The sequence below is a fragment of the Streptomyces tirandamycinicus genome, from assembly GCF_003097515.1.
GTDB lineage: Bacteria > Actinomycetota > Actinomycetes > Streptomycetales > Streptomycetaceae > Streptomyces > Streptomyces tirandamycinicus.
Genome location: NZ_CP029188.1, coordinates 1580603 through 1604517, shown reverse-complemented (window position 1 = coordinate 1604517; position 23915 = coordinate 1580603). Strand labels below are relative to the sequence as shown.

The window sequence follows — 23915 nt, the reverse complement described above, 5'->3', positions numbered from 1 at the left end:
CCCTCCCGACCAGGACGGCGGCTGTAGGCGTTCGACGGTGTTCCCGGGCGTTGCCGAGCGCTCGACGGCGTTCCTGGTCGTTCGACGGCGTTCCTGGTCGTTCGGCGGCGTTGCTCGGCGTTCGAAGGCACAATCGTCCGCATGCTGGAGACCTCGGCGCGCCTGCTGCGCCTGCTGTCCCTGTTGCAGGCCCACCGCGAATGGTCGGGGCCCGAGCTCGCCGACCGCCTGGGCGTCACCCCCCGCACCGTGCGGCGGGACGTCGACCGGCTGCGCGAGCTCGGCTACCCGGTCGACGCGAGCCCCGGCACCGGCGGCGGCTACCGGCTCGGCGCCGGCGCCGAGTTGCCGCCCCTGCTGCTCGACGACGAGGAGGCCGTCGCCGTCGCGGTCGGGCTGCGCACCGCAGCGGGGCACGGCGTCGAGGGCATCGGGGAGACCTCGCTGCGCGCCCTGGCGAAGCTCGAGCAGGTGCTGCCCCACCGGCTGCGCCGCCGGATCGGCGCGCTCACCGCCTTCACGGTGCCGATGCTGCGCGCCCCGCGCGACCAGGTGGATCCCGCCGTGCTGACCGAGCTGGCGAACGCCTGCCGCGACGGCGAGCGGCTGCGTTTCGAGTACCGCGACCACCACGGCTCGGCGGGCCGCCGGACGGCCGACCCCCATCGGCTCGTCTGCTCCGAGCGCCGCTGGTACCTCGTCGCCTGGGACGTGGACCGCGACGACTGGCGTACCTTCCGCGTCGACCGGGTCACGCCCACGCCGCCGCACGGACCGCGTGTCCCGCCGCGCACCCCGCCCGCCGAGGACCTCGCCGCCTATGTGTCCCGGGGCGTGTCGACGGCGACGTACGCGGAGCGGGCGGTGGTGAGGCTGCTGGTACCCGTCGAGCGCGCGGCCGCGGTGGTGTCACCGTCCGCCGGGGTGCTGGAGCCGGAGGGGCCCGGCAGCTGTCTGCTGCGCACCGGCGCCGGGAGCCTGGAGGTGATGGTCCTTCACATCGCGCTGCTCGGCTTCGACTTCGAGGTGGTCGAGCCGGCGGAGCTGACCGAGCACGTCAGGACGGTCCGGGACCGGCTGGGCCGGGCCGTGGACGCCTCCGGGCGACGTCGTCGTGAGGGGACTCCGGCACCGCCGGACGCAGCGGCGCGAACTCCGGATGGTGCAGATCGAACGCGGGCGACTCCGAGCGCACCCGCGGAAGGGTGGTGAAGTTGTGCCGCGGCGGCGGACAGGACGTCGCCCACTCCAGCGACCGGCCGAACCCCCACGGGTCGTCGACGGTGACCTTGCCGGCGTACTTCTGGGTCTTCCACACGTTGTAGAGGAACGGCAGCGTGGACGCGCCCAGCAGGAAGGCGCCGATGGTGGACACGGTGTTCAGCGTGGTGAAGCCGTCGGCGGCGAGGTAGTCGGCGTACCGCCGGGGCATCCCCTCGGCCCCCAGCCAGTGCTGGACCAGGAAGGTGGCCTGGAAGCCGAGGAAGAGCGTCCAGAAGTGGATCTTCCCGATGCGCTCGTCGAGGAGCTTGCCGGTGAACTTCGGCCACCAGAAGTAGAAGCCGGCGAACATCGCGAAGACGACCGTGCCGAACACCGTGTAGTGGAAGTGGGCCACGATGAAGTACGAGTCGGTCACATGGAAGTCCATCGGCGGCGAGGCGATGATGACGCCGGTCAGCCCGCCGAGGAGGAACGACACCAGGAAGCCGACCGCCCACAGCATCGGCGTCTCGAACGACAGCGAGCCCCTGAGCATCGTGCCGGTCCAGTTGAAGAACTTCACCCCGGTCGGCACGGCGATGAGGAACGACAGCAGGGAGAAGAAGGGCAGCAGCACGGCACCGGTGGCGAACATGTGGTGGGCCCACACCACCAACGAGAGGCCGGTGATCGCCATGGTGGCGCCGACGAGGGTCAGATAGCCGAAGACCGGTTTCCGGGAGAAGACCGGGATGATCTCCGTGACGATGCCGAAGAACGGCAGCGCGATGATGTAGACCTCGGGGTGGCCGAAGAACCAGAACAGGTGCTGCCACAGCAGCGCGCCGCCGTTGCCCGACGCGAAGACCACCGAGCCGAACCGCCGGTCGGACTCCAGCACCAGCAGCGCGGCGGCGAGCACCGGGAACGCCGCCAGCACCAGGATCGTGGTGAAGAGGATGTTCCAGGTGAAGATCGGCATACGGAACATCGTCATGCCCGGCGCCCGCATCCCGATGATCGTCGCGAGGAAGTTCACCGACGTGAGGATCGTGCCGAAGCCGGACAGGGCGAGGCCCATGATCCACAGGTCGATGCCGACACCGGGGGAGCGGTCCAGGCTGTTGAGCGGCGCGTACGCGGTCCAGCCGAAGGCGGCGGGGCCGGACGGCACCAGCAGCGACCCCAGCACCATCAGCCCGCCGAAGAGGAACAGCCAGTACGAGAGCATGTTGAGCCGGGGGAAGGCGACGTCCGGGGCGCCGATCTGGAGCGGCACGATCTCGTTGGCGAAGCCGGCGAAGGTGGGGGTGGCGAAGAGCAGCAGCATGATCGTGCCGTGCAGGGTGAACGCCTGGTTGAACGACTGGTTGGTCATGATCTGGAGCCCGGGGCGGGCCAGCTCCGCCCGCATCACCATCGCCATCAGTCCGGCGATCAGGAAGAAGACGAACGACGTGACGAGATAGAGGTGCCCGATCTTCTTGTGGTCGGTGGTCGTCAGCCAGTCCACGACCACCCGGCCAGGCCGGCGCACCGGCGCCGGTGAGGCGGAGGCCTCGGCGGTGTCCGTGCCCATGGGCCGATGCTAGCCACGGGGGTCCGCACCGGCCGGTCGGACACGGGGCGGGGCGCGCGCGATACGCGCATGGACGATACGCGCATGGGTGAGCCGCCGGTGGGTTCGGAGCCCTCACGGCTCTGCCCGGAAGCCGTCCCGAACTCGTCCCGAAGCCGACCGGATGCCGACCGGAAGCCCTCCCGGCCTCGTCCTGAGGCCCTGCTGAACTCGTCCCGAACCCGTCCGTAAGCCGCCGGGAAGCCACTCGAACCGGGCCGGACGTATTTCCGGTTCGTCCAGAAGTAGGACGTTTATAAGGCGTGATGAATTGATGCGGTACGGGCGGCGGGGGAAACACGCGCCGGAAATCGTTCGCGGCCCCGGGCGGGGAGGTGCGGCGGCGTTCCCGGAATTCGGGGTGAATTCCTGTGCGAACGCCCCGGATTACCTGCGCCGATGCCCGGCGGCCTGCTAAACGCCTGTCGTGAACCTGTGACAGAAGTGTGACCGGTGGGGTATGTGGGACGGAAGAGCACTTGCGATCCCGCTCATCCGGACTGTTTTGCGCCGGTCGCGGGCCGGCCTTCCGTCACCGTCCGCTGCCGCCTACGGTGATTCCCATGGCACCGACACCGATCCCCGAAGGACAGCCGGACGACGCCCCGGAGACCTATGTCGGCCTCGACGCCGACCAGGCCGAGAGCCGCGCCCGCGGCCGCGGCTGGACCACCGTCAGATCGCTTCCGCCCGGCTCCGTCATCACCATGGAGTACCTGGAGGGCCGGCTGAACTTCGAGGTCGACCACGGCACGGTCGTGCGCTGCTGGACGGGCTGACCGTACCGACCACGGGCGGTGCGGCCCGGAAGAAGCCCTGCAGTGGCCCTGCAGCGGTCCGGCAGTCCACCCGGCCGGCCCGAGGCGGCCCGGAAGCAGCCCTGCAGCGGCCCGGAATCCCCCCGGACATGGCGAGGGCCCCGACCTCGGTCGGGGCCCTCGCCATGTGTGTCCGCCGCCGCGGCCTCGCGGCCCGTCAGCCGCCCGACGGCCGCGACCGGGGCGGGCGTCTGCTCCCGGCCGGAGCGGGGGTCCAGGGCGCGTGCGGCGACCGCGCCACCGCGTAGGTACGGGGCGCCCCGTGCCGGGCGGGCGCGGCCACGCCCTGCGCGCCCGGCGTACCGGCCGGCTTCTGCCCGGCCGGTGCCACCGCGCTGCCGACGGTGCTCCGCGCCGCCCCACGGGCGGCGCTCGTCGCGCCCACCGGGTGGCGCACCGGCTCCCCGCCGTTCTCGGCGGGCAGCCGCTGCGGGTATATGGCGGGCCGGGGGCCGCCGGAGGCCACGGGCAGCGACGGCACCGGCAGACGGCGGGCGCGCAGCCGGTCGCGCAGCGAGAGGATGGCGTCCTCGACGCGCCCGATGAGCGGCTCGCACCACGGCAGGGCGAGCAGGATCAGCAGCCCGGCGGCCCAGCCCAGCAGCACGTCGCTGAGCCAGTGCGTACCGAGGTAGACGGTCGTCAGTCCCACGCCCAGGGCGACCACGGCGGACAGGGCCGACAGATACCGCCTGGCCCGCGGGGTGGTGGCCAGATAGGCGAGGATTCCCCAGGTCACGACGGCATTGGCGGTGTGGCCGGAAGGGAATATATCGCCGCCGGCGAAGAGTTCGGCGGAGCCGATCTGCGTCGCGTAGTGGGGGCCCAGCCGGCCCAGGCCCAGCTTGACCGCGCCCACCGTGGTGTTCAGCAGCAGCAGCGCGGCGCCCAGCACCAGCAGCGGACGCAGCGTGTGCTGCCGCCACGAGCGCCAGCCGAGCCAGGCGGCGACCATCACGGCCGTCGGGCCGCGCTGGCCGAGCACCACGAAGTAGTCCAGGAACGCGTGCAGTTCGGGCCACTGCTGATACGGCCGGAAGAGCATGACCTTCCAGTCGACGATCACCAGCCAGGACGAGATGAGCACGGCGACGACGATCGCGAGATAGAACGCCGAAGTCCCGCCGAAGAGGGCGAGACGGGTGCGGCTCATCCGCGGGATCTCTATCTTCGGCGGCTCCGGCTCCCGGTCCAGACGGGCAAAGATGTCGGTACGCACCCAATCGACGTTACAGCGAGTGAGTGTCCGGCCAGGCCGATCCAGGCTCTTCGTGATGACGATGTGATGTGGAGTGCGTCTCGCCGGTGCATTGAAAGAGTGCGGCGGACTAAATCCGGGGAGACGAGATGCCTATTGCACGCACCGGATGCCCGTAAGTGTGTTTGCAGGCGTGGGTGACGCTTCACGGGATTGCCGCACCGAATTCCGCGGCCGTTCGGCGCAGCCGGGCAGCCCTCTCCTGGGGGCGGCCGGCGTGGCGTACGCCACACCCGTGCGCCCGCCGAGGTGAGAGGTGCACCACGCGCCGCCGCCCGGGACTCGCGTAGTCTGGCTGATCACTCGCCCGTCGATGCCGGGCCGCCCACCGGGCCATGCCCCCGGCCGGGCCCACCGACGCGAGAGACCCAGCAGGAGGTACGTACATGTTCGGCAGGACCACGGCCGGAGCACGCCCGCGTGCCGCCGGCGGCGGTGCCAACCGCTGGGTCGTCCTGCTCGTCCTCTGCGTGAGCCTGCTCCTGGTCGCGGTCGACGCCACCGTGCTGCACGTCGCCGTGCCCGCGGTCACGGAGGACCTCCGTCCCTCCGGGGTCGAGCTCCTGTGGATCGTCGACGCCTACCCCCTGGTCTGCGCCTCGCTGCTGATCCTCTTCGGCACCCTCGGCGACCGGGTCGGGCGCCGGCGTGTCCTGCTGCTCGGCTACGCGCTCTTCGGCGTGGCCTCCGCCGTCGCCGCACTGGCCACCACGCCCGAGGTGCTCATCGGCGCCCGCGCCCTGCTCGGCGTCGGCGGGGCGATGATCATGCCCGCGACGCTCTCCATACTCCGGGCCGTCTTCCCGGACCGGCGCGAGCGCGCCACCGCCATCGGCATCTGGACCGCGGTCGCCGCGGTCGGCGCCGCCACCGGTCCGGTTCTGGGCGGCTTCCTCGTCCAGCACTTCTGGTGGGGCTCGGTCTTCCTGATCAACATTCCGCTGATGCTGCTGATCCTGCCGGTGGGCCGCTGGCTGCTCCCCGAGTCCCGGGGGGACCGCGAAGGGCCGTGGGACGTCATCGGGGCCCTGATGGCCGCGGCCGGTGTCCTCGGCATCGTCCTCGGCGTGAAGCGGCTCGGCGCGGGCGACGCCCTGACGGACCTCCGCACGGCCGGTCCGCTGCTCGCCGGGGCGGGGCTGCTCGCCCTCTTCGTCCACCGCCAGAAGCGCCGCAGCCACCCGCTCATCGACATGCGGATGTTCGCCCGGGCGACCTTCTCCACCGCGGTGGGCTGCATCGTGCTCGCCATGCTGGCGCTGGTCGGCCTGGAGCTGATCGCCGTCCAGTACCTCCAGCTCGTGCTCGGACTGAGCCCGCTGGAGACCGGCCTGCGGCTGCTGCCGCTCACCTTCGCCGCCATGGCGGCCGGGGCCACCGGCTCCTTCACCCTCCGCCGCGTCGGCCCCCGCCGGATGGTCGGCTGGGGCTTCGTGCTCACGGCCGCCGCCGTGGTGCTGCTGACCCTGATGGGGCAGCACGACCGGCCGCTGCTGCTCACCACCGGGTTCGTCCTCCTCGGCTTCGGGCTGCAGACCACGCTCTTCGGTGCCTACGAGTCGATGCTCAGCGAGGCCCCGCCCGAGGACGCGGGCGGCGCCGCCGCGATCGGGGAGACCTCGTACCAGCTCGGCGCCGGCATGGGCATCGCGCTGCTCGGCAGCGTCATGAACGCCGCCTACGCCCCCGGGCTCGACGACGCCGTGAGCGCTCCGCCCGAGGCGCGCAGCGCGGCGGCCCACTCGCTCGGCGAGGCGTACCAGGTGGCACTCCAGCTCGGCGGCCCCGTCGGGGACGCGCTGCGGACCGCCGCCCGGGAGGCGTTCGTGCACGGACTGCATGTGACGCTCCTGGTCAGCGCGGGGCTGCTGCTGCTCGGCGCGGTGGCGGCGCTCCGGCTGCCGAGGGCCATGGAGTGCGCGGAGCCCGAGGGCCCCGGCGGCCAGGGCGGACTCCGCGACCGCGACGGACGCGGCGGGCTCACGGACGCGGAGGGGGTGCCGGAGGCCCGGTCGGGGTGCCCGGTGCCCGGACCCGCGCTCGCGGGCGACCCGCTCCTGGACCGCGTCCGGTCCGAGTCGGTGGTCCCGGGGCGCCGTACGCCGGCGGAGGCGGCCGGCCCGGCTCGCACTGGACGCACGGCCCGCTGAGCCGTAACGTCGGCGCCGAGCATTAACTACCACTGCTAGGTTTCCAGGTCCCCGGCAGCCGTCGGACCTGGACAGCGCCTGTGCGAGCCGCCGGAGGCACTCATGTCCGCACCCTCGAAGCTGCCGCCCTTCGACCCCGCCGACCCCCTCGGCATCGACGACCTGCTGGAGCCGGAGGACCTCGCGGTACGCGACACCGTCCGCTCCTGGGTCGCCGGCCGCGTGCTGCCGCACATCGCCGAGTGGTACGAGAGCGGTGAACTGCCCGCCGTCCGCGAACTGGCCAGGGAACTCGGCTCGATCGGCGCCCTCGGCATGTCGCTCACCGGCTACGGCTGCGCCGGCGCCACCGCGGTCCAGTACGGACTCGCCTGCCTGGAGCTGGAGGCCGCGGACTCCGGCATCCGCTCGCTCGTGTCCGTGCAGGGCTCGCTCGCCATGTACGCGATCTGGAAGTACGGCTCGGAGGAGCAGAAGCAGCGGTGGCTGCCGGCCATGGCGTCCGGCGAGACCATCGGCTGCTTCGGGCTCACCGAGCCCGACCACGGCTCCGACCCCGGCGGGATGCGCACCTACGCCAAGCGCGACGGCTCCGACTGGGTGCTCAACGGCCGCAAGATGTGGATCACCAACGGTTCCGTCGCCGGTGTCGCCGTCGTCTGGGCCCGGACCGACGACGGCATCCGCGGCTTCGCCGTGCCCACCGACGCACCCGGCTTCTCGGCCCCCGAGATCCGGCACAAGTGGTCGCTGCGGGCCTCCGTCACCAGCGAACTCGTCCTGGACGACGTGCGGCTGCCGCAGGACGCCGTCCTCCCGGGTGTGACGGGGCTGAAGGGCCCGCTCGGCTGCCTTTCGCACGCCCGCTACGGCATCGTCTGGGGCGCCATGGGCGCGGCGCGCTCCAGCTTCGAGACGGCGCTCGACTACGCGAGGACGCGGGAGCAGTTCGGAAAGCCCATCGGGGGCTTCCAGCTCACCCAGGCCAAGCTCGCCGACATGGCGCTCGAACTGCACAAGGGAATCCTGCTCGCCCATCACCTCGGGCGGCGGATGGACGCCGGGACGCTCCGTCCCGAGCAGGTCAGTTTCGGGAAGCTGAACAACGTACGTGAGGCGATCGGGATCTGCCGCACCGCGCGCACGATCCTCGGCGCCAACGGGATCTCGCTGGAGTACCCCGTGATGCGCCACGCCACCAACCTCGAGTCGGTGCTCACCTACGAGGGCACCGTCGAGATGCACCAGCTCGTCCTGGGCAAGGCGCTCACCGGTCTTGACGCGTTCCGGTAGGCCGGCCGTCCCGCTCCGGCCGGCCGGCGAGCACCTCGCTCAGCTCTGGTTGAAGAAGCCGTCGCCGGGGCGGCCCGCGGACTCCCCGCTGACGATCTCGGTGTCGGCGGGGGTCAGCAGGAAGACCCGGGTCGCCACGCGCTCGATGGAGCCGCGCAGACCGAAGGTCAGCCCGGCGGCGAAGTCCACCACGCGCTTGGCGTCCGCGGGCTCCATGGAGGTCAGGTTGACGATGACCGGGACGCCGTCGCGGAAGTGCTCCCCGATGCCGCGGGCGTCCCGGAAGCTGTCGGGGGAGACGGTGGCGATCCGGCGCCCCTGCTCCTCGGCGGTCTCGGAGGCCACCCGGACGCGCGGGTCGGTCACCCACTGGTCCCCGGATCCCGTACCCTCGGCGTACTCGTCGTCGTAGTAGCGCTCGTCGTTGTCCTCGACGAGGCCGAGCCATGCACTCGCCTTGCGCACCGATCCCATGGACGCCTCCTTTCGACCGCGGTCACTTGTGGTTCCGCATATCCCTATGGTCGTCCATAATGCGGATCGCGCGCCAAGTGGATAGTCGCCGCGCAGGGGATTCGTGACGGTACTGGTGCAGAACATGTGGCGGTTCGTCAAGGTTCTTCCTGCGTAGGGGCCCTGAAGGGGCTCATATCGAAGCAAAATATGAATGTCTCGGCAGACGGGTGAGTGTCGGAGCGTCCGGGTGAACGGGCGGCCGGACGCGATGTCGGCCGCACAGGTGAACGGCACCCGGGGGAACGTCGTGTTCGGAATCGTCAGGCCCTGCACCCATCGCCTCACGGACGGGCTCAAGGCGGAGTGGATGGCCCATCTCTGCGGGCTGTGCCTGGCACTTCGCGCGGACCACGGGCAGTTCGCCAGGATCGTCACGAACTACGACGGGCTCGTCGTCTCGGTCCTGACGGAAGCTCAGACCGAGCGCACCCCCGCGCAGCGCCGCACCGCCGGACCCTGCCCCCTGCGTGCGATGCGCACCGCGACCGTGGCCCGCGGGGCGGGCGCCCGGCTGGCCGCCGCGGTGTCGCTCGTCCTCGCCTCCGCCAAGGTCCGCGACCACGTGGCCGACCGGGACGGGGCGCTGGCCCGCAGGCCGGTGGCCGCGGTCGCGCGCCGGATCGCGACGGGCTGGGAGCGCGCCGGTGCCCGGACCGGCTCGGCACTGGGCTTCGACACCGGGGTGCTGGCCGACGCCGTGGAACGGCAGGCCGGGATCGAGTCGCTGGCCGCCCCCGGCACCCCGCTGACGGCCGTGACCGAGCCGACGGAGACGGCGACCGCGGCGGCCTTCGCGCACACCGCGGTCCTGGCCGGGCGTCCCCGCAACGCCGCACCGCTCGCCGAGGCCGGCCGGCTCTTCGGCCGGCTGGCCCATCTCCTGGACGCCGTGGAGGACCGGGAGGCGGACGCCGCGTCGGGCGCCTGGAACCCGCTCACGGCCACCGGCACGAGCCTCGCCGAGGCCCGCCGCCTCGCCGACGGCGCCCTCCACGGAACACGGCTCGCCCTGCGGGAGGCGGAGTTCACCGACGACCGGCTGCTGCACGTGCTCCTCACGCACGAACTCCGGCGGTCCGTCGACCGGGCCTTCGGCACCGCGTCCTGTCCGCACCAGGGCCGCGGCGGGCACCCGCCGCGGGGAGAGGCTCCGCACGGCGGCCCGCACGGCGGCGCGTACGGCGGCGCGTACGGCGGGGCGGCGGGACCGTACGGGCGGGCCGACGCCCACGGTGACGGCAATCCGTACGGCGGGGTCCCCGGCGGCGGCAGTCCGTACGGCGGCGGGACCGGGGGGGACGGAGGCGAGCCGCCCCGGTCGCACGTCGGCGGCAAGCCCCCGAAGCCCGGGCCCCGGGGCTTCTGGGCGGGCTGCGCGGCCTTCGCCGGGCTGTGCTGCACCTGCCGGCTCTGCTGCGCCGAGGAGTACGAGGGTCCCTGGTCGCGCAAGAAGCGCGAGGGCTGCTGCCACAAGGGCGGCCGCGACTGCGGCTGTGAGTGCTGCGAATGCTGTTGCCCCTGCGACGGCGGCTAGCCGTACGGCCGACTGAGGCCGTCCCGCGGTCCCCCGGTGCCACCGTGTCCGCAAGGGGCCTCGCCGTGTGAGCGGTCGGGCCGGACCCGTGGTGTGCGAAGGAGGAACGGGCCGGGGAGACGGCCGGGCCGGACGTCTGGGAGACCTGCCGGGACTCGATTCCGGTGGGGAGCGGTCGGCCGTACCCGACGGGGATCGGAGCCGCCGACGGGGTGCCGGGCACCGGGGCGTCCCCCGGCGCCGCCGCAGCTCGACGGAAGAGTGAATTCCGGTCATCCCGGGGCCGGTACGGGAACGGCGGCCCGGGCCGCGGACGGTCGCCGCCCGAGGGCGCGGCCCCGGCGGCGTGCCGTCGGCCGTGCCGTCCGGCCCGGGCCCACCGGGCGCACGAACCACCCGCTGGGGAGGGAGATCCCGCCACCGGCCGATCCGTCCGGCCCGGCGCGGACGGTACCCGCCACGGGAATAGCACATCCACGGGACCGGCCGGTGCGCCGGGTCGCCGTACGGCCGAAAGGTGCCCTTGCGCGGCCAGTTGACCCGCCGAATACTCCCGAACAGCGCTTGTCAGGGGCACAACGTGACCGGAATCCGGACACATCCCCGGCCCCTGACTGCGCCTCACGGGTCCGTCACCCCACAGGCGGGCCCCCGATTCCCCTCGGGAGGAACGAGAAGTGAGGATCAAGCGCACCACTCCCACCCACGGTGTGGCGAGACGCACCCGTCTGCTCGCCGTGGCGACCGGTCTCGTCGCCGCCGCCGCACTGGCCGTCCCCACCGCCGGTGCCGCCGAGACCCCCGCCGCCTTCAGCGCGTCCCAGCTCTCCGCCGCGAGCGACGCCGTGCTGACCGCCGATGTGGCAGGCACCGCCTGGCATGTCGACAAGGCGACCAACACCCTTGTCGTGACCGCCGACTCCACCGTCTCCCAGGCCGAGATCGCGCAGATCAAGCGGGAGGCCGGTGCCAACGCCGACGCCCTCCGCATCGAGCGCACCCCCGGCAGGTTCAGCAAGCTCATCTCGGGCGGCGACGCCGTCTACGCCACCAGCTGGCGCTGCTCGCTCGGCTTCAACGTCCGCAACAGCGCGGGCACCTCGTACTTCCTGACGGCGGGCCACTGCACCGACGGTGCGGGCACCTGGTACGCGAACTCGTCCCGTACCACCGTCCTCGGTCCGACCGCGGGCTCCAGCTTCCCGGGCAACGACTACGGCATCGTGCGCTACAGCAACACCTCCATCTCCAAGCCGGGCACCGTCGGCAGCGTCGACATCACCAGCGCGGCCAACGCCACGGTCGGCATGGCCGTGACCCGCCGCGGCTCCACCACGGGCACCCACAGCGGCACCGTCACCGGCCTCAACGCCACGGTCAACTACGGCGGCGGCGACGTCGTCTACGGCATGATCCGCACCAATGTGTGCGCGGAGCCCGGCGACAGCGGCGGCCCGCTGTACTCCGGCAGCCGGGCGATCGGTCTCACCTCCGGCGGCAGCGGCAACTGCTCCAGCGGCGGTACGACCTTCTACCAGCCCGTCACCGAGGCACTGAGCGCCTACGGCGTCAGCGTCTACTGACCCGTTCCCGGGAGACCGGGGCGACAGCGGGCACCAAGAGCCCCCGCCGGCACCGGCGGGGGCTCGACGTATTGCACACTTTTGAGAGGATGCAGGAGCGGTAGGCCACAACGGATCGGGGGGCGCGATGAAGCGCATCGGAGTGACCGGACACCGGGACATCCCCTCAGCGGCCATGCCGCACGTGCTGGCCGGGATGAAGGCGGTGCTCTGCGGCCACCAGGGTCCGCTGCAGGCGCTCTCCAGCCTGGCCGAGGGGGCCGACCAGATCTTCGCCGACCTGGCCCTCGCCCGCGGTGCCGAGCTCACCGTGGTCATCCCGAGCGGGGACTACGAGGAGGGCTTCGGCGACCCCGGCGCGCTGGCCTGCTACCGGCGCCTCCGGCGCCGGGCCAGCCAGGAGGTCCGGCTGGCGTTCCCCCACTCCACGGACGAGGCGTACTACGCGGCCGGCACCTACATCGCCGACAACTGCGACCGGCTCCTGGCGGTCTGGGACGGCCGGCCCGCCCGCGGGCTCGGTGGCACCGGCGACATCGTCCGGTACGCGCGGGAGCGCGGCAGGCCCGTGACGGTGGTGTGGTGCGACGGGGTGGAGCGCGACTGACCGGCGCGCCGTACGGCCGGGGCTCGCCCGCGGGGCTCGTCACCCGCGGGGCTCGTCACCCGCGGGGCCCGTCACCCGTGGGAGCCGGCGCCGCACACATTCGCACCGCTCATCCGTCGCGACGTCAACTGCGGTGCTGCACCAGCCAGTCGGTGTGCTGGGGCGAGACGATCCGCTCCGTCTCGTACACGGCCGAGGGCCACTGCTCCTCCGTCACCGAGGTCTCCATCGCGATGTGGATCGCCGCCAGGTCCTCCTCCACCAGGGAGTGGGCCGCGATCAGCGGCTGGTGGCGCCGGATCTCGCTCCAGGCCAGACACGCGGCCGCCGCCGCGGACAGCAGCGGCACCGGTTCGGCCGAGTCGGTGACGGAGAACGTGCGCAGCACCCCGAACAGCAGCGCGAGCGAGGTGAGCAGACTGATTATCACCGTCCACAGCGCGGTGGCACGCCGTGAGATCTCCGCACGCCGGTGGTACCAGTTGCGCTGCTCGATCAGACGGTCCCTGACATACGTCTCCTTGCGTACGCTGAAGACCTTCTCCCGCAGCAGCCGCATCGGCGTGGTGATCAGCTCGCCGTCGACCGCGCTGCCGCCGTCCTCGCGGGGGTCCGCCCAGCCGACCTTGCGCAGTTCCCGGAGCCCCTCCTCCAGCCGGGTCGTGAACAGCCGGTCGGGATCGGGCGAGCCGGAGTCGAAGGGCGCCCCGTGCACGGCGTAGCGCCAGCACATCGACCGTATGAACTCGGCCGCGGAGCGGTTCAGTTGCCAGTGCGACTTCGCCCGGCGGCGGGTCCCGCGTAAGCCGGCCACCAGCACCCAGGCGTACGCCGCCGCGCTGAGCAGACCCATGAGCTGGAAGGAGCCGCCGATCGTCCCGCGCCACGGCAGCACCGCGAACACCGAGCCCAGCACCAGCAGGAGAAGCTGCAGCCGGGTTCCCTTGACCGCCTCGCGCTGCCGGTCGACGGCCGTCTCGTCCGCCCGGTGGAACAGTGCCGGCAGATCGGCATTGCGAAAGACCATGCTTTGCAGATGGCCGGGAATGCCGGTCATCCGTACCCCCCTCTGCGGATGGTGGCTTCACTCGTTCGATGGAATGGCTTGTTCCGTTCGGAGTGGGGCATACTCGCGCCACGCTTTTGTTCCAGCGCTCCGTGCCGAGTTGCTGCGGGTGGTCATGAGAGTAAAGTCGTGCCGCCGACACTGCAACGGTGCCCGGTGCTCCCCCCCGTCAGCACGATTTGACCTAGGACGGCCGCCGTGACCCTCCAGACCTCAGTCACCTTTGCTTCCGTGAAAAAGGGCCGGGTGCCCCTCGCCGAGATCGATGTGCGAGACGCCGAGGCGGCCAGGAAACTGGATCGCGTGCGCCCCGCCGGTGCCGACCGTTCCGCACGGATGTCCACGTTCAACTCCGCGCTCTAGTCCGGTTCCGGACCGTCCGTACGGCGGGCAGGCTGCCCTAGACTGGCGGAATGACCCGACCCGTGGTCCCGTTCCGCGAGATCGTACTGAAGGTCCACAGCAGATGCGATCTCGCCTGCGACCACTGCTACATCTACGAACACGCTGATCAGAGCTGGCGCACCCGCCCGAAAGCACTCTCTGACGAGGCGATCTCCTGGACAGCTCTGCGACTGGCCGAGCATGCCGAGAAACATGCCCTGCCCTCCGTGTCAGTGATCCTGCACGGAGGGGAGCCGCTGCTCGCCGGCCCCGCCCGGTTACGCCGGGTCTGTGAGGAACTCACCCGGGCCCTCGACGGTGTCGCCGCCCTCGACCTGCGCATCCACACCAACGGCCTCCAGCTGAGCCCCCGCTATCTGGAACTCTTCGACGAGTTCGGCGTGAGGGTCGGCATCTCCCTCGACGGCGACAAAGCCGCCAACGACCGCCACCGGCGCTTCGCGGACGGGCGCAGCAGCCACCCGCAGGTGCTGAAGGCCGTCGCACTGCTGGGCACGGACCGCTGGCGCCATCTGAACCTCGGCCTGCTGTGCACCGTCGACGTCGCCAACGACCCCGTCGCCGTCCACGACGCGCTGATGGAACTCGACCCCCCGCGCGTCGACTTCCTGCTGCCGCACGCCACATGGGACGAGCCGCCGCCCAGGCCGGACGGCTCCCCGACCGCGTACGCCGACTGGCTGCTGACCGTCTTCGACCGCTGGGACCGGCAGGGCCGCCGGGTGCCGGTGCGGCTCTTCGCCTCGGTGCTGTCCACGCTCTCCGGGGGACCCGGACTCACCGAATCGCTCGGCCTCACCCCCACCGACCTCGTCGTCGTCGAGACCGACGGCACCCTGGAGCAGGTCGACTCGCTCAAGACCGCCTACGAGGGCGCGGCGGCCACCGGCTTCGACGTCTTCACCCACACCCTCGACGAGGTCGCCGCCCACCCGGGCGTCCGGGCCCGCCAGCTCGGCCTCGCCGGCGTCGGCGGCACCTGCCGGGACTGCCCCGTCGTCCGCTCCTGCGGCGGCGGCCTCTACACCCACCGCTACCGCTCCGGCACCGGCTTCGACAACCCGTCCGTCTACTGCACCGACCTCGAGGCCCTCGTCCGCGGAATCGAGCACCGCACCGCCGCCCGGTCGGTGCCCGCCGCGGTCGCCGACGACGGGGAACTGCGGACCGAGCAGCACGAGCTGACGCGGCTGCTCCTCGCCGGCCTCCACCGGGAGCTGGACGGCCGCGGCGGCGACGCATGGGCCCGCGCCTGGGAGCTGGCCGGCGACGTCGACCGGCATCCCGGCGCGCTCGACGGCGTACTGACCCACCCCTACACCCGCGGCTGGCTGCTCGGCGCCCTGGACGCCCTGGACGAGGGCGGGCCGGACGCGGCACTGCGCCCGGCCGCCAGGCTCGCCGCCTCGGTCGCCGCCGCCGTCGTCCGCCGCGGCCTCGACCTCGCGGTCCCCGTCCCGTACGAGGGCGGGACGCTGCTGCTGCCCACGCTCGGCGAACTCCGGCTCACCGGGGCGGAACCGGGCGGCACCGCCGAGGTGCGGCCCGTCGAGAAGGGACTCCTGGTACGGGCCGGCGACGGCGAGACGCACATCCCGCGACCCGACGAACCGGGTGCCGGCTGGCGGCCCGTCCGCAGGCTCGGCCGGGACGGGGCGCCCGACCTCGCCATCGACGACCTCGACCCGTACCGGGACTGCTTCGACGTCCCGGTGCCGCCCCGGCTCGGTCACGGCGAAGCGGCGGAATGGACCGACCGGCTGGCCCGGGCCTGGGGACTGCTGCGCGCCCGCGCACCGGAACAGGCCGCGGCGGCCGCCGCGTCGCTCACCACGCTGACCCCCGTCCACGGCCCGGGACCCGCGGTCGGGCGGCACGGGCTCGGTGCCCTGGGCGTCCCGCTGCGGGCCGGCTCCGGGGAGTTGGCGCTGCTGCTGCTGCGCGGTTGGCGCCGGGCGCGGCTGCGGGCCCTGCTGGAGGTCACCGACCTCTACGCCGACGACGGCCTGTGGACACATCCGGCGCCGTGGCGGGAGACGCCGGTCCCGGTGTCCGAGCTGCTGGCGGGGGCGTACGAACGCACCGGGCTCGGCGCCTTCGACCCGGACGGGGCGGAAGCCGCCCTGAGGGCCCTGGACACCCTGGGCCGCGCCGCGGAACTCACCGCCGGCGGGAAGGCGCTGCTGGCGCTGCTCTGGGAAGAGGCGGACCGTGACCGGCACGCTCGCTGAGCGCGACGGGCTCACGCGGCAGCTGACGGAACTGGGTCTGCGGACCGGGGAGACGGTCCTCGTCCACGCGGGCCTCGGCGGCACCGGCATCCGCGCCGCCGGGCTCCGCGACGCGCTGCTGAGGGCGGTCGGCGAGGAGGGCACGCTCGTGGTCCCCGCCTTCACCGCCGGGAACTCCGACACGTCCTCCGCCCATCTGCGGCGCGTGGCGGGGATGACACCCACTCAGGCGGCGGCCTTTCGGGCCACCATGCCCGCCTTCGACCCGGCCACCACACCGAGCACCGGGATGGGCCGGTTGGCCGAGTGCGTGCGGACCGCCCCGGGCGCGGTGCGCAGCGCCCATCCCCAGACGTCGTTCGCCGCGCTCGGCCGGCGGGCGGCGGAACTCCTCTCCCGGCATCCGCTCACCTGCCACCTCGGCGAGGAATCCCCCCTCGGGGCGCTCTACCGGGCCGGGGCGCGGGTATTGATGATCAATGTGGGTTTCTCCGTCTGCACCGCCTTCCACCTGGCGGAGTACCGAATCGGCGCGCCGCTGCGCCGGTACGCCTGTGTGGTGCGCGGGGCGCACGGACCCACATGGACGGAATACCTGGACGTGGAACTCGACGACCGCGATTTCGAGGCCATCGGAGCCGCCTTCTCCTGGAATGCCGAACGGCGGACACAACTGGGCGGGACGACGGCGACCTTGTTCTCGATCACCGATGCGGTGGACCATGCAGTGACGTGGATGTCCGAAAAGCGGCGTTGATTTGACCGAAGGACCAGGGGATGGAGCAACGTCTGCTCCGGAATGATTGGACCGCTCGCACCTCGTCGTCACCGAGTGCGGGTGTTCATACGGGACGGGGGGCGTGTGCAGGCGTCATCGCAGCAGCGGGCGGCGGACCATAGGCCGTACTTCTTCTTGAGCTATGCGCACACACCGAGGTACGGAGCGGGTGTGCCGGATCCCGACATGTGGGTGGAGCGGCTCTTCCGGGACCTGTGCGGCCATGTGATGGCCATGACCGATCTCCCCGCCGGGGCGCAGGCGGGATTCATGGACCGGGAGATACGCTCCGGCGAGGGGTGGTCCGAGCGGCTCGCCGAAGTCCTCGCCACCTGCCGGGTCTTCGTCCCGCTCTTCTCCCCCCGCTATTTCGCCAGCGAGATGTGCGGCAAGGAGTGGTACGCCTTCGCCCAGCGGGAGATCTTCCACCAGGCCAAGAGCAACCGGCCCGCCGAGGCCATCGTGCCCGCGCTGTGGGTGCCGGTGCCGGCCGAGCAACTACCCGGTCCCGCCGAGCGGTTGCAGTTCAACCACCGGGCCTTCGGCGACCGCTACGTCACCGACGGGCTCTACGGGCTGATCAAACTGCGGATATTCGCCGAGGAGTACGAGCGGGCGGTCTACGAACTCGCCAAGCGCATCGTCAGCGTCGCGGACACCACCGCCGTCGGGCCCGGCAGACCGCTCGACTACCGGCAGGCCCCGAGCGCCTTCGGGCCCCCGGACGCCGCCGGCCCGCGCCGCACCGGCCCCCGCCCCATCCAGCTGACCGTGGCCGCCCCGACCCTGCACGACCTGCCCCCGGGACGGGACCCGCAGTACTACGGCGACATGCCGCAGGACTGGAACCCCTACTACCCCGAGGTGCACCGGCCGCTCGCCTACGTCGCCCGCGATCTGGTGCGGACCCTCAACTACCAGGCCACCATCGCCTCGTTCGACCACGACAGCACGCCGCTCGACAGCAAACAGGCCCCCACCAGACCGGAGCTGCTGATCGTCGACCGCTGGGCCCTGGAGGACGACGACCGACGCGAGCAGCTCGCCGCCTTCGACGCCGAGAACCGGCCCTGGGTCAGCGTCGTCGTCCCCTTCAGCCGCGACGACCCCCAGAGCCGCGGCGCCGAGGGCACCCTCAGCGCCAAACTCGCACAGACCCTGCCGACCAAGCTCGGCCAGGGCCGCGCCGCCTGCCGCGCCGCCGCCCGCGGCGTACCGAGCATGGAGGCGTTCGGCCAGATCCTGCCCCAGGTCGTGGAGGCGGCCGCCCAGCAGTACCTGCGCCACGCCCAGGTCTATCCGCCCGCCGGCGGCAGCCACACCGAACGTCCGAGGCTGCGCGGCCCCATGGCGGCCGAGTACGCCACCACGCACTACATCCCCGACACGCTCGACCATGCGCCGGATGCGGAGGACTCGGATGACAGCCAGTCGTGACGGACGCATCGTCACGTTCTACTCGTACAAAGGAGGAACCGGGCGGACGATGGCCATGGCCAACACCGCCTGGATACTCGCCGCCAACGGCAAGCGGGTCCTCGCCGTCGACTGGGACCTGGAAGCACCCGGCCTGCACCGCTTCTTCCACCCCTTCCTCGACCCGTCCACGCTCGGCGCCACCACCGGTGTCATCGACCTGATCACCGAGTACGCGTGGGCCGCGACGAGCCCCGCGCAGCGTCCCGACGACTGGCACCGGGACTACGCGCGCATCCAGCCGCACGCCGTCTCCCTCACCCCCGAGAACCTCGGCTGGGAGTTCCCCGAGGGCGGCACCCTCGACTTCGTCTCCGCGGGCCGGCAGAACCGCGAGTACTCGGCGACCGTCTCCACCTTCGACTGGGACAACTTCTACGACCGGCTCGGCGGCGGGCACTTCTTCGACGCACTGCGCGACGACATGAAGGCCAACTACGACTACGTCCTCATCGACAGCCGCACCGGGCTCAGCGACATCGCGGACATCTGCACCGTCCACCTCCCGGACGTCCTCGTCGACTGCTTCACCCTCAGCGACCAGTCCATCGACGGCGCCGCCGCCGTCGCCCGCCAGATCGACGAGCGCTACGGCGGCCGCGGCATCCGCGTCCTGCCCGTCCCCATGCGCATCGACGAGGGCGAGAAGGAGAAGGCCGACGCCGGCCGCGCCCTCGCCCGGCTGAAGTTCGACCGGTTCCCCAACGGCCTCTCCGGTGAGGAACTCACCGCCTACTGGGGCGCGGTGGAGATCCCGTACCGCCCCTACTACGCCTACGAGGAGACCCTGGCGACCTTCGGCGACGAGGCCGGACTCACCAACTCCCTGCTCTCCGCCTTCGAACGGCTCACCGCCGTCATCACCGAGGGCGAGATCACCGCCATGCCCACCGTCGCCGAGGAGACCAGACTGCGGATCAGGGACGCCTTCACCCGCCGCCGGCCCGCGCTGCCCGCCGACCTGTTCCTCAGCTACGTCGCCGAGAACCGCATGTGGGCCGACTGGATCGAGTCCGTCCTCACCCGCGCCGGCTTCCGGGTCGTGCCGCGCGACGTCTCGGCGGAACCGACCGGGGACGGCACCGCCCTCCCCGCACCCGAGAACACCGCCCGGACGGTCGTCCTGCTCTCCAGCGCCTACCTCAAGTCCGCCCGCGCCGTGCAGGTGTGGGAACGGGCCGCGGCCGAGGACCCGGGCGGCGGCCGCGGCCGCCATCTGCTGCCGCTGCGGGTCGGCGACGTACGCCTCACCACCCCCTACATCGACCGCAACCCCGTCGACCTCTTCCGCCTCGACGAGGTGCACGCCACCAGCGCGCTGCTGCGCGCCCTCGACCGTCCGGTCCAGCTCACCGACGGGGTCGCGCCCGGCCCGCGGTTCCCCGGCACCGTCCCCAAGATCTGGAACGCTCCCGCCCGCAACCCCGGCTTCACCGGCCGGTCCGTCGTCCTGGAGCGGATGCGGGACCAGCTCGGCGGCGGCATGGCCGTCGTGCTGCCGCAGCCCCAGACGCTGTACGGCCTCGGCGGCGTGGGCAAGACCCAGGTCGCGCTGGAGTACGTGCACCGCTTCATGGCCGACTACGACCTGGTGTGGTGGATCTCCTCCGAGCAGACCGACGACGTCGTCGCCGGACTCGCCGAACTCGCCACCCGGCTCGGCGCCCAGGGCGGCGAGGACATGGCCGCCGCCTCGCAGGAGGCGGTCGACCTGCTCAGGCGGGGCGTGCCGACCTCCCGCTGGCTGCTGGTCTTCGACAACGCCGACGACCCCGAGCAGCTCAAGCGGTTCTTCCCCAGCGGTGGCCACATCCTCGTCACCTCCAGGAACCAGACCTGGTCCCAGTACGGCGACGCCCTGCCCGTCGACGTCTTCCTCCGCGAGGAGTCCGTCGAGCACCTCCAGCGCCGCGCGCCCGGACTCACCCTGGAGGACGCCGACCAGGTCGCCGCCGCCGTCGGCGACCTGCCGCTCGCCGTCGAGCAGGCCGCGGCGTGGATCGCCGAGACCGCCACGCCCGTCGCCGCCTATCTGGAGCAGCTCGCCCAGCAGGCGCCCCGCGTCCTCGCGCTCAACCAGCCCGCCGGCTACCCGGAGCCGGTGGCCGCGACCTGGAACGTCTCCATCGAGCGCCTCAAGGAGCGCTCACCGGCCGCGGTGCGGCTGCTGCAGCTCTGCGCCTTCTTCGCCCCCGAGCCGATCTCGGCGAACCTCCTCTACAGCAAGGAGATGATCGACGCGCTCAAGCCGTACGACCCCTCCCTCCAGGAGAAGCTCGTACTCGGCCGCGTCATCCGCGAGATCGGCCGGTTCGCCCTCGCCAAGGTCGACCAGGTCTCCAACTCCATCCAGGTGCACCGGCTGGTGCAGGCCGTCATCCGGGCCCAGCTCAGCGACGAGGAGCAGCGGGACGCCCGGCACGCCGTCCACCGCATCCTCGCCGGCGCCCGGCCCGACGACGACGAACCGATCGACAACCCCGAGACCTGGCCGCGGTTCGCCACCATCTGGCCGCATCTCGGCCCCTCCGAGGCCCGGTACTGCAAGGAGCCCGAGACCCGCCGGCTGCTCATCGACCGGGTCCGCTACCTCTGGAAGCGCGGTGACTGGCAGGCCGCCGGGGCCCTCGGCGACGATCTGCGCGAAGCCTGGCGGGAGATGCTCGGCAACGACGACCTGCAGTACCTCTACCTGCGTTTCCACCTCTCCAACATCTTCCGCTCGCAGGGCCGCTACGTGGAGGCCAGGGAACTGGACGAGGTCACCCTGGAGCGCCAGCGCGCCGTGCTCGGCCCGTCGCACCCGCACACGTACATGACCACCAGCGGGCTGGCGATGGACCTGGGCACCCTCGGCCAGTACGGCAAGGCCATGGAACTGGCCACCGAGGCGCACGAGGGGTTCAGCCAGATCTTCCACGAGTCCCACCCGCGCACCCTGGCCGCCGCCAACAACCTGGCGCTGAACCTGCGCATGGTCGGCCAGTACGCGCGGGCCCGCGAGATCGACCAGGACGTCTTCGACCGCCGTACCGAGGTCCTCGGCCCCGAGCATCCGTACACGCTCTCCTCCGCCACCTCGCTCGCCCGCGACCTGCGCGAGGTCGGCCGGTACGAGGACTCCGTCAGTCTGCTCAGCCGCACCTACGAGAGCTACAAGCGGACCCTCGGCCGCGCCTTCCCCGGCACCCTGGCGGCGGGCAAGAGCCTCGCGGTGTCGCTGCGGCGGGCCGGCCGGCTGGAGGACGCCCGCCGGCTGACGACGGCCACCCGCAACCGCTACCGCGCCAAGTACACCTCGGCCAACCCGGACTCCCTCGCCTGCGATCTGAACCTGGCGGCCGACCTGTTCGCGGCGGGGGAACCGGTGGCGGCCCGGGACCTGGCCCAGGAGGTCGTCGACCAGTACACGAAGGTGCCGGGCGCGAAGCACCCCTACACCCTCGCCGCGATCAACAACCTCGGGATCTACCAGTGGGGCTGCGGCGATCCCGAAGCCTCGGAGCAGCTCCTGGTGGCCGCCGTCCGCCGGATGACCGACGTCCTCGGCACGGCCCACCCGCACACCCTGTTCTGCACCGTCAACCTCGCCAACGCCCGGGCCGACCTGGGCGAGCTGGAGTCGGCGCTGGAGACCGAGCGGCGGGCGGTGACGAGGCTGCGCGAGGTGCTGGGCGTCCACCACCCCGAGGTCCTCGCCGTCTCCTCCAACACCGCCGTCACCCTCGGCGCGCTGGGCCGCAAGGACGAGGCCGCGGCGCTGCGGGCGGAGACGGCGGAGGAACTGGCGCGGCTGCTGGGGGAGGAGCACGCGCTGACCCGGATCGCCAGGGACGAGCGCAGAACCCACCGCGACCTGGAACCGCTGGCCGTCTGACCGCTCAGGGCCCGCTCCTCCGGGCCTTGGTGAGGACGGGGCCGGTGGCGGGGGTATTGGTGCGGACGGGGCTGGTGGCAGTGGTCTCGGTGAGTACGGGGCCGGTGGCGGGGGCGTGCGGCGCAGACGGGCCTGGTGGCGGGGGCCTTCGCGAGGACGGGTCCGGTGGCGGGGGTCTCGGTGAAGGACGGGCCTGACCGCAGCGGGCGCGCGCCGCTGCGGCCGTGGACGCCTCAGCCGCTCACCCGGCGGGGTCCCCCGGGTGGTCCTCCAGCAGCCAGGTGAGGATCCGGGGGAGCGCGTGCAGCGCGTCGAAGTGGGCCGCGGCCGGTTCCAGGACGGCCGTCACCCCCGGGATGCGCTGCGCCAGCCAGCGGGAGTGGCCGACGGGCGAGAAGACGTCCTTCTCGCCGTGCCACAGCAGCACGGGCGCGGAGATTCCGGCGGGGTCGAAGCCCCAGGGGCTGCAGAACGCGAGGGCGTCGTCGATCCAGCCGTACGCCGAGGTGCGCAGCGCCTCCTGGTAGTTGCGCAGCAGCATCGACCGCACGCCGGCGTCCGCGACGACCATCCGGTCCGAATCGGTGAGTTCCCTGCGCAGGTCGTCCAGGAGCCGGACCGGGTCGCGCCGGATCTCCGCCGAGCGCATGATGAACCGCGCCGTGAGCCCGTCCGGGTCGACGCTGGCCCTCGTGTACTCGAGCACGTTCGACGCGGCCATGCCCTCGAACCAGTCCAGACCGTCCGCGTCCCGCGGCGCGAGCGTCACCAGCGCCGCGGCCCTGGTGACCCGGTCGGGCAGCAGCGCCGCACACGCCAGGGCGTGCGGTGCGCCGCCGGAGCGCCCCACCACCGCGAACCGGTCCAGCCCCAGCGCGTCGGCGATCGCCCGTACGTCCTCGACCACATCCGCCACGCTGCGGCCGGCCAGCCGGTCCGAACCGCCGTATCCCGGCCGGTCGTAGGCGATCAGCTGCATTCCCCGCTGGTACAGCACCATCCCGCGCGGCGCCGGTCCGAGACGGCTGCCCGGGGTGCCGTGCAGCAGGAAGACCGGTCTGCCCCGCGGATCCCCCAGCCGCTCCACCATCAGATGCCGCCCGTCCGACGCGTGCACCCGCCGCCGCACCCGCCGCCTCCTTCGCCGTGGACCTCCGTGGATTCCGGAGATACCGCACATTCCGTGAGTGCCGTGCACATGTGCCATGTGCGGCAGTACCGTCCTGGCATTCCCCGCCCCCCTGATGATTACCCGTCGGAGCGCGGCCGGCGTAAGTCCCCAATGAGCCCGTCCGGCACGGGGATTCGGACAGGACTAGTCCTTACCTGCTGCCCAGGGGCCGGTAGCGCGGGGTGTTCGCAAACGGAACCGACCCGTACGGGCCCGGGGGTGACGGGGGGTCGTGAAGAAGCAGAGGGCGCATTGTCGGTTTCATGTGCGCGTCCTGAAGTCGTCCTTGTGTGCTACCGGCGCGCGTCGGAATAGTGGGCGCCCGATCCTC

The 23915-nt window shown here is 72.4% G+C and carries 16 protein-coding genes and 1 pseudogene; 12 read left to right on the top strand and 5 right to left on the bottom strand.

Features of this window, described 5'->3' with window-relative positions:
* The first annotated feature begins 141 nt into the window (after nt 1-141).
* Nucleotides 142-1212: a helix-turn-helix transcriptional regulator gene (locus tag DDW44_RS07100; RefSeq protein ID WP_108905892.1), complete on the top strand. Its 1071-nt coding sequence runs from the start codon at nt 142-144 to the stop codon at nt 1210-1212.
* On the opposite strand, the pseudogene ctaD reads toward DDW44_RS07100, so the two are convergent.
* Nucleotides 1211-2782: pseudogene (ctaD, locus tag DDW44_RS07095) on the bottom strand (aa3-type cytochrome oxidase subunit I); the annotation flags it as partial. The gene DDW44_RS07100 and the pseudogene ctaD overlap by 2 nt on opposite strands.
* 602 nt (nt 2783-3384) lie before the next feature.
* On the opposite strand from ctaD, the gene DDW44_RS07090 reads away from it, so the two are divergent.
* Nucleotides 3385-3600 carry an I78 family peptidase inhibitor gene (locus DDW44_RS07090; RefSeq protein ID WP_017945311.1) on the top strand — a complete coding sequence of 72 codons (216 nt, stop codon included), beginning with the start codon at nt 3385-3387 and terminating at the stop codon, nt 3598-3600.
* Nucleotides 3601-3796: 196 nt separating this feature from the next.
* Here the strand turns inward: DDW44_RS07090 and DDW44_RS07085 are convergent, their stop codons facing one another.
* Entirely contained in the window at nt 3797-4858 is a 1062-nt protein-coding gene (locus DDW44_RS07085; RefSeq protein WP_108905891.1) for a phosphatase PAP2 family protein, read from the bottom strand.
* A gap of 425 nt (nt 4859-5283) precedes the next feature.
* On the opposite strand from DDW44_RS07085, the gene DDW44_RS07080 reads away from it, so the two are divergent.
* A complete protein-coding gene (locus tag DDW44_RS07080) occupies nt 5284-7047 on the top strand; it encodes an MFS transporter (RefSeq protein WP_108905890.1) in 1764 nt (587 codons plus the stop codon).
* A gap of 102 nt (nt 7048-7149) precedes the next feature.
* Complete coding sequence (locus tag DDW44_RS07075; RefSeq protein WP_108905889.1) at nt 7150-8340, top strand: acyl-CoA dehydrogenase family protein; 1191 nt, start codon at nt 7150-7152, stop codon at nt 8338-8340.
* Nucleotides 8341-8379: 39 nt separating this feature from the next.
* Here DDW44_RS07075 and DDW44_RS07070 read toward each other — a convergent pair whose 3' ends face one another.
* Nucleotides 8380-8814 carry a cell division protein SepF gene (locus DDW44_RS07070; RefSeq protein WP_017945315.1) on the bottom strand — a complete coding sequence of 145 codons (435 nt, stop codon included), beginning with the start codon at nt 8812-8814 and terminating at the stop codon, nt 8380-8382.
* Between the two features lie 229 nt (nt 8815-9043).
* Here DDW44_RS07070 and DDW44_RS07065 point away from each other — a divergent pair, with 229 nt between their 5' ends.
* The 3 genes from DDW44_RS07065 (at nt 9044) to DDW44_RS07055 (ending at nt 12580) form a co-directional block, all read left to right on the top strand.
* A complete protein-coding gene (locus DDW44_RS07065; protein WP_108905888.1) occupies nt 9044-10390 on the top strand; it encodes a DUF5685 family protein in 1347 nt (448 codons plus the stop codon).
* A 677-nt stretch (nt 10391-11067) separates the two neighbouring features.
* The gene (locus DDW44_RS07060; RefSeq protein ID WP_108905887.1) at nt 11068-11973 is read left to right on the top strand and encodes a S1 family peptidase; all 906 of its coding nucleotides are present in this window, start codon (nt 11068-11070) and stop codon (nt 11971-11973) included.
* Between the two features lie 127 nt (nt 11974-12100).
* The gene (locus tag DDW44_RS07055) at nt 12101-12580 is read left to right on the top strand and encodes a hypothetical protein (protein ID WP_017945318.1); all 480 of its coding nucleotides are present in this window, start codon (nt 12101-12103) and stop codon (nt 12578-12580) included.
* Nucleotides 12581-12704: 124 nt separating this feature from the next.
* Here DDW44_RS07055 and DDW44_RS07050 read toward each other — a convergent pair whose 3' ends face one another.
* Complete coding sequence (locus DDW44_RS07050; RefSeq protein ID WP_108908754.1) at nt 12705-13607, bottom strand: DUF4231 domain-containing protein; 903 nt, start codon at nt 13605-13607, stop codon at nt 12705-12707.
* Between the two features lie 237 nt (nt 13608-13844).
* Here DDW44_RS07050 and fxsA point away from each other — a divergent pair, with 237 nt between their 5' ends.
* The 5 genes from fxsA (at nt 13845) to fxsT (ending at nt 22413) form a co-directional block, all read left to right on the top strand.
* Entirely contained in the window at nt 13845-14009 is a 165-nt protein-coding gene (gene fxsA / locus DDW44_RS07045) for an FxSxx-COOH cyclophane-containing RiPP peptide (protein WP_240800407.1), read from the top strand.
* A 50-nt stretch (nt 14010-14059) separates the two neighbouring features.
* A complete protein-coding gene (gene fxsBH, locus DDW44_RS07040; protein ID WP_244223979.1) occupies nt 14060-16282 on the top strand; it encodes a radical SAM/SPASM protein FxsBH, inactivated beta-hydroxylase extension form in 2223 nt (740 codons plus the stop codon).
* On the top strand, nt 16263-17039 hold the full coding sequence (locus DDW44_RS07035; protein WP_108905885.1) for an AAC(3) family N-acetyltransferase: 777 nt from the start codon (nt 16263-16265) through the stop codon (nt 17037-17039). Before fxsBH ends, DDW44_RS07035 begins: the two co-directional genes overlap by 20 nt.
* A gap of 81 nt (nt 17040-17120) precedes the next feature.
* Nucleotides 17121-18497: an FxsC protein gene (gene fsxC / locus DDW44_RS07030; RefSeq protein WP_158687731.1), complete on the top strand. Its 1377-nt coding sequence runs from the start codon at nt 17121-17123 to the stop codon at nt 18495-18497.
* On the top strand, nt 18481-22413 hold the full coding sequence (gene fxsT / locus DDW44_RS07025) for an FxSxx-COOH system tetratricopeptide repeat protein (RefSeq protein WP_166802717.1): 3933 nt from the start codon (nt 18481-18483) through the stop codon (nt 22411-22413). The genes fsxC and fxsT overlap by 17 nt, the downstream gene beginning before the upstream one ends.
* Before the next feature lie 241 nt (nt 22414-22654).
* Here the strand turns inward: fxsT and DDW44_RS07020 are convergent, their stop codons facing one another.
* Nucleotides 22655-23530 carry an alpha/beta fold hydrolase gene (locus DDW44_RS07020; RefSeq protein ID WP_166802718.1) on the bottom strand — a complete coding sequence of 292 codons (876 nt, stop codon included), beginning with the start codon at nt 23528-23530 and terminating at the stop codon, nt 22655-22657.
* Nucleotides 23531-23915: the final 385 nt, after the last annotated feature.

What these genes read in the sequence shown, in the direction of transcription:
- DDW44_RS07075 (WP_108905889.1), top strand. Translation starts at nt 7,150, where the DNA reads ATGTCCGCACCCTCGAAGCTGCCGCCCTTCGACCCCGCCGACCCCCTC.
- DDW44_RS07070 (WP_017945315.1), bottom strand. Translation starts at nt 8,814, where the DNA reads ATGGGATCGGTGCGCAAGGCGAGTGCATGGCTCGGCCTCGTCGAGGAC.
- DDW44_RS07090 (WP_017945311.1), top strand. Translation starts at nt 3,385, where the DNA reads ATGGCACCGACACCGATCCCCGAAGGACAGCCGGACGACGCCCCGGAG.
- DDW44_RS07050 (WP_108908754.1), bottom strand. Translation starts at nt 13,607, where the DNA reads ATGGTCTTTCGCAATGCCGATCTGCCGGCACTGTTCCACCGGGCGGAC.
- DDW44_RS07055 (WP_017945318.1), top strand. Translation starts at nt 12,101, where the DNA reads ATGAAGCGCATCGGAGTGACCGGACACCGGGACATCCCCTCAGCGGCC.
- fxsT (WP_166802717.1), top strand. Translation starts at nt 18,481, where the DNA reads ATGACAGCCAGTCGTGACGGACGCATCGTCACGTTCTACTCGTACAAA.
- DDW44_RS07100 (WP_108905892.1), top strand. Translation starts at nt 142, where the DNA reads ATGCTGGAGACCTCGGCGCGCCTGCTGCGCCTGCTGTCCCTGTTGCAG.
- DDW44_RS07080 (WP_108905890.1), top strand. Translation starts at nt 5,284, where the DNA reads ATGTTCGGCAGGACCACGGCCGGAGCACGCCCGCGTGCCGCCGGCGGC.
- fxsBH (WP_244223979.1), top strand. Translation starts at nt 14,060, where the DNA reads ATGACCCGACCCGTGGTCCCGTTCCGCGAGATCGTACTGAAGGTCCAC.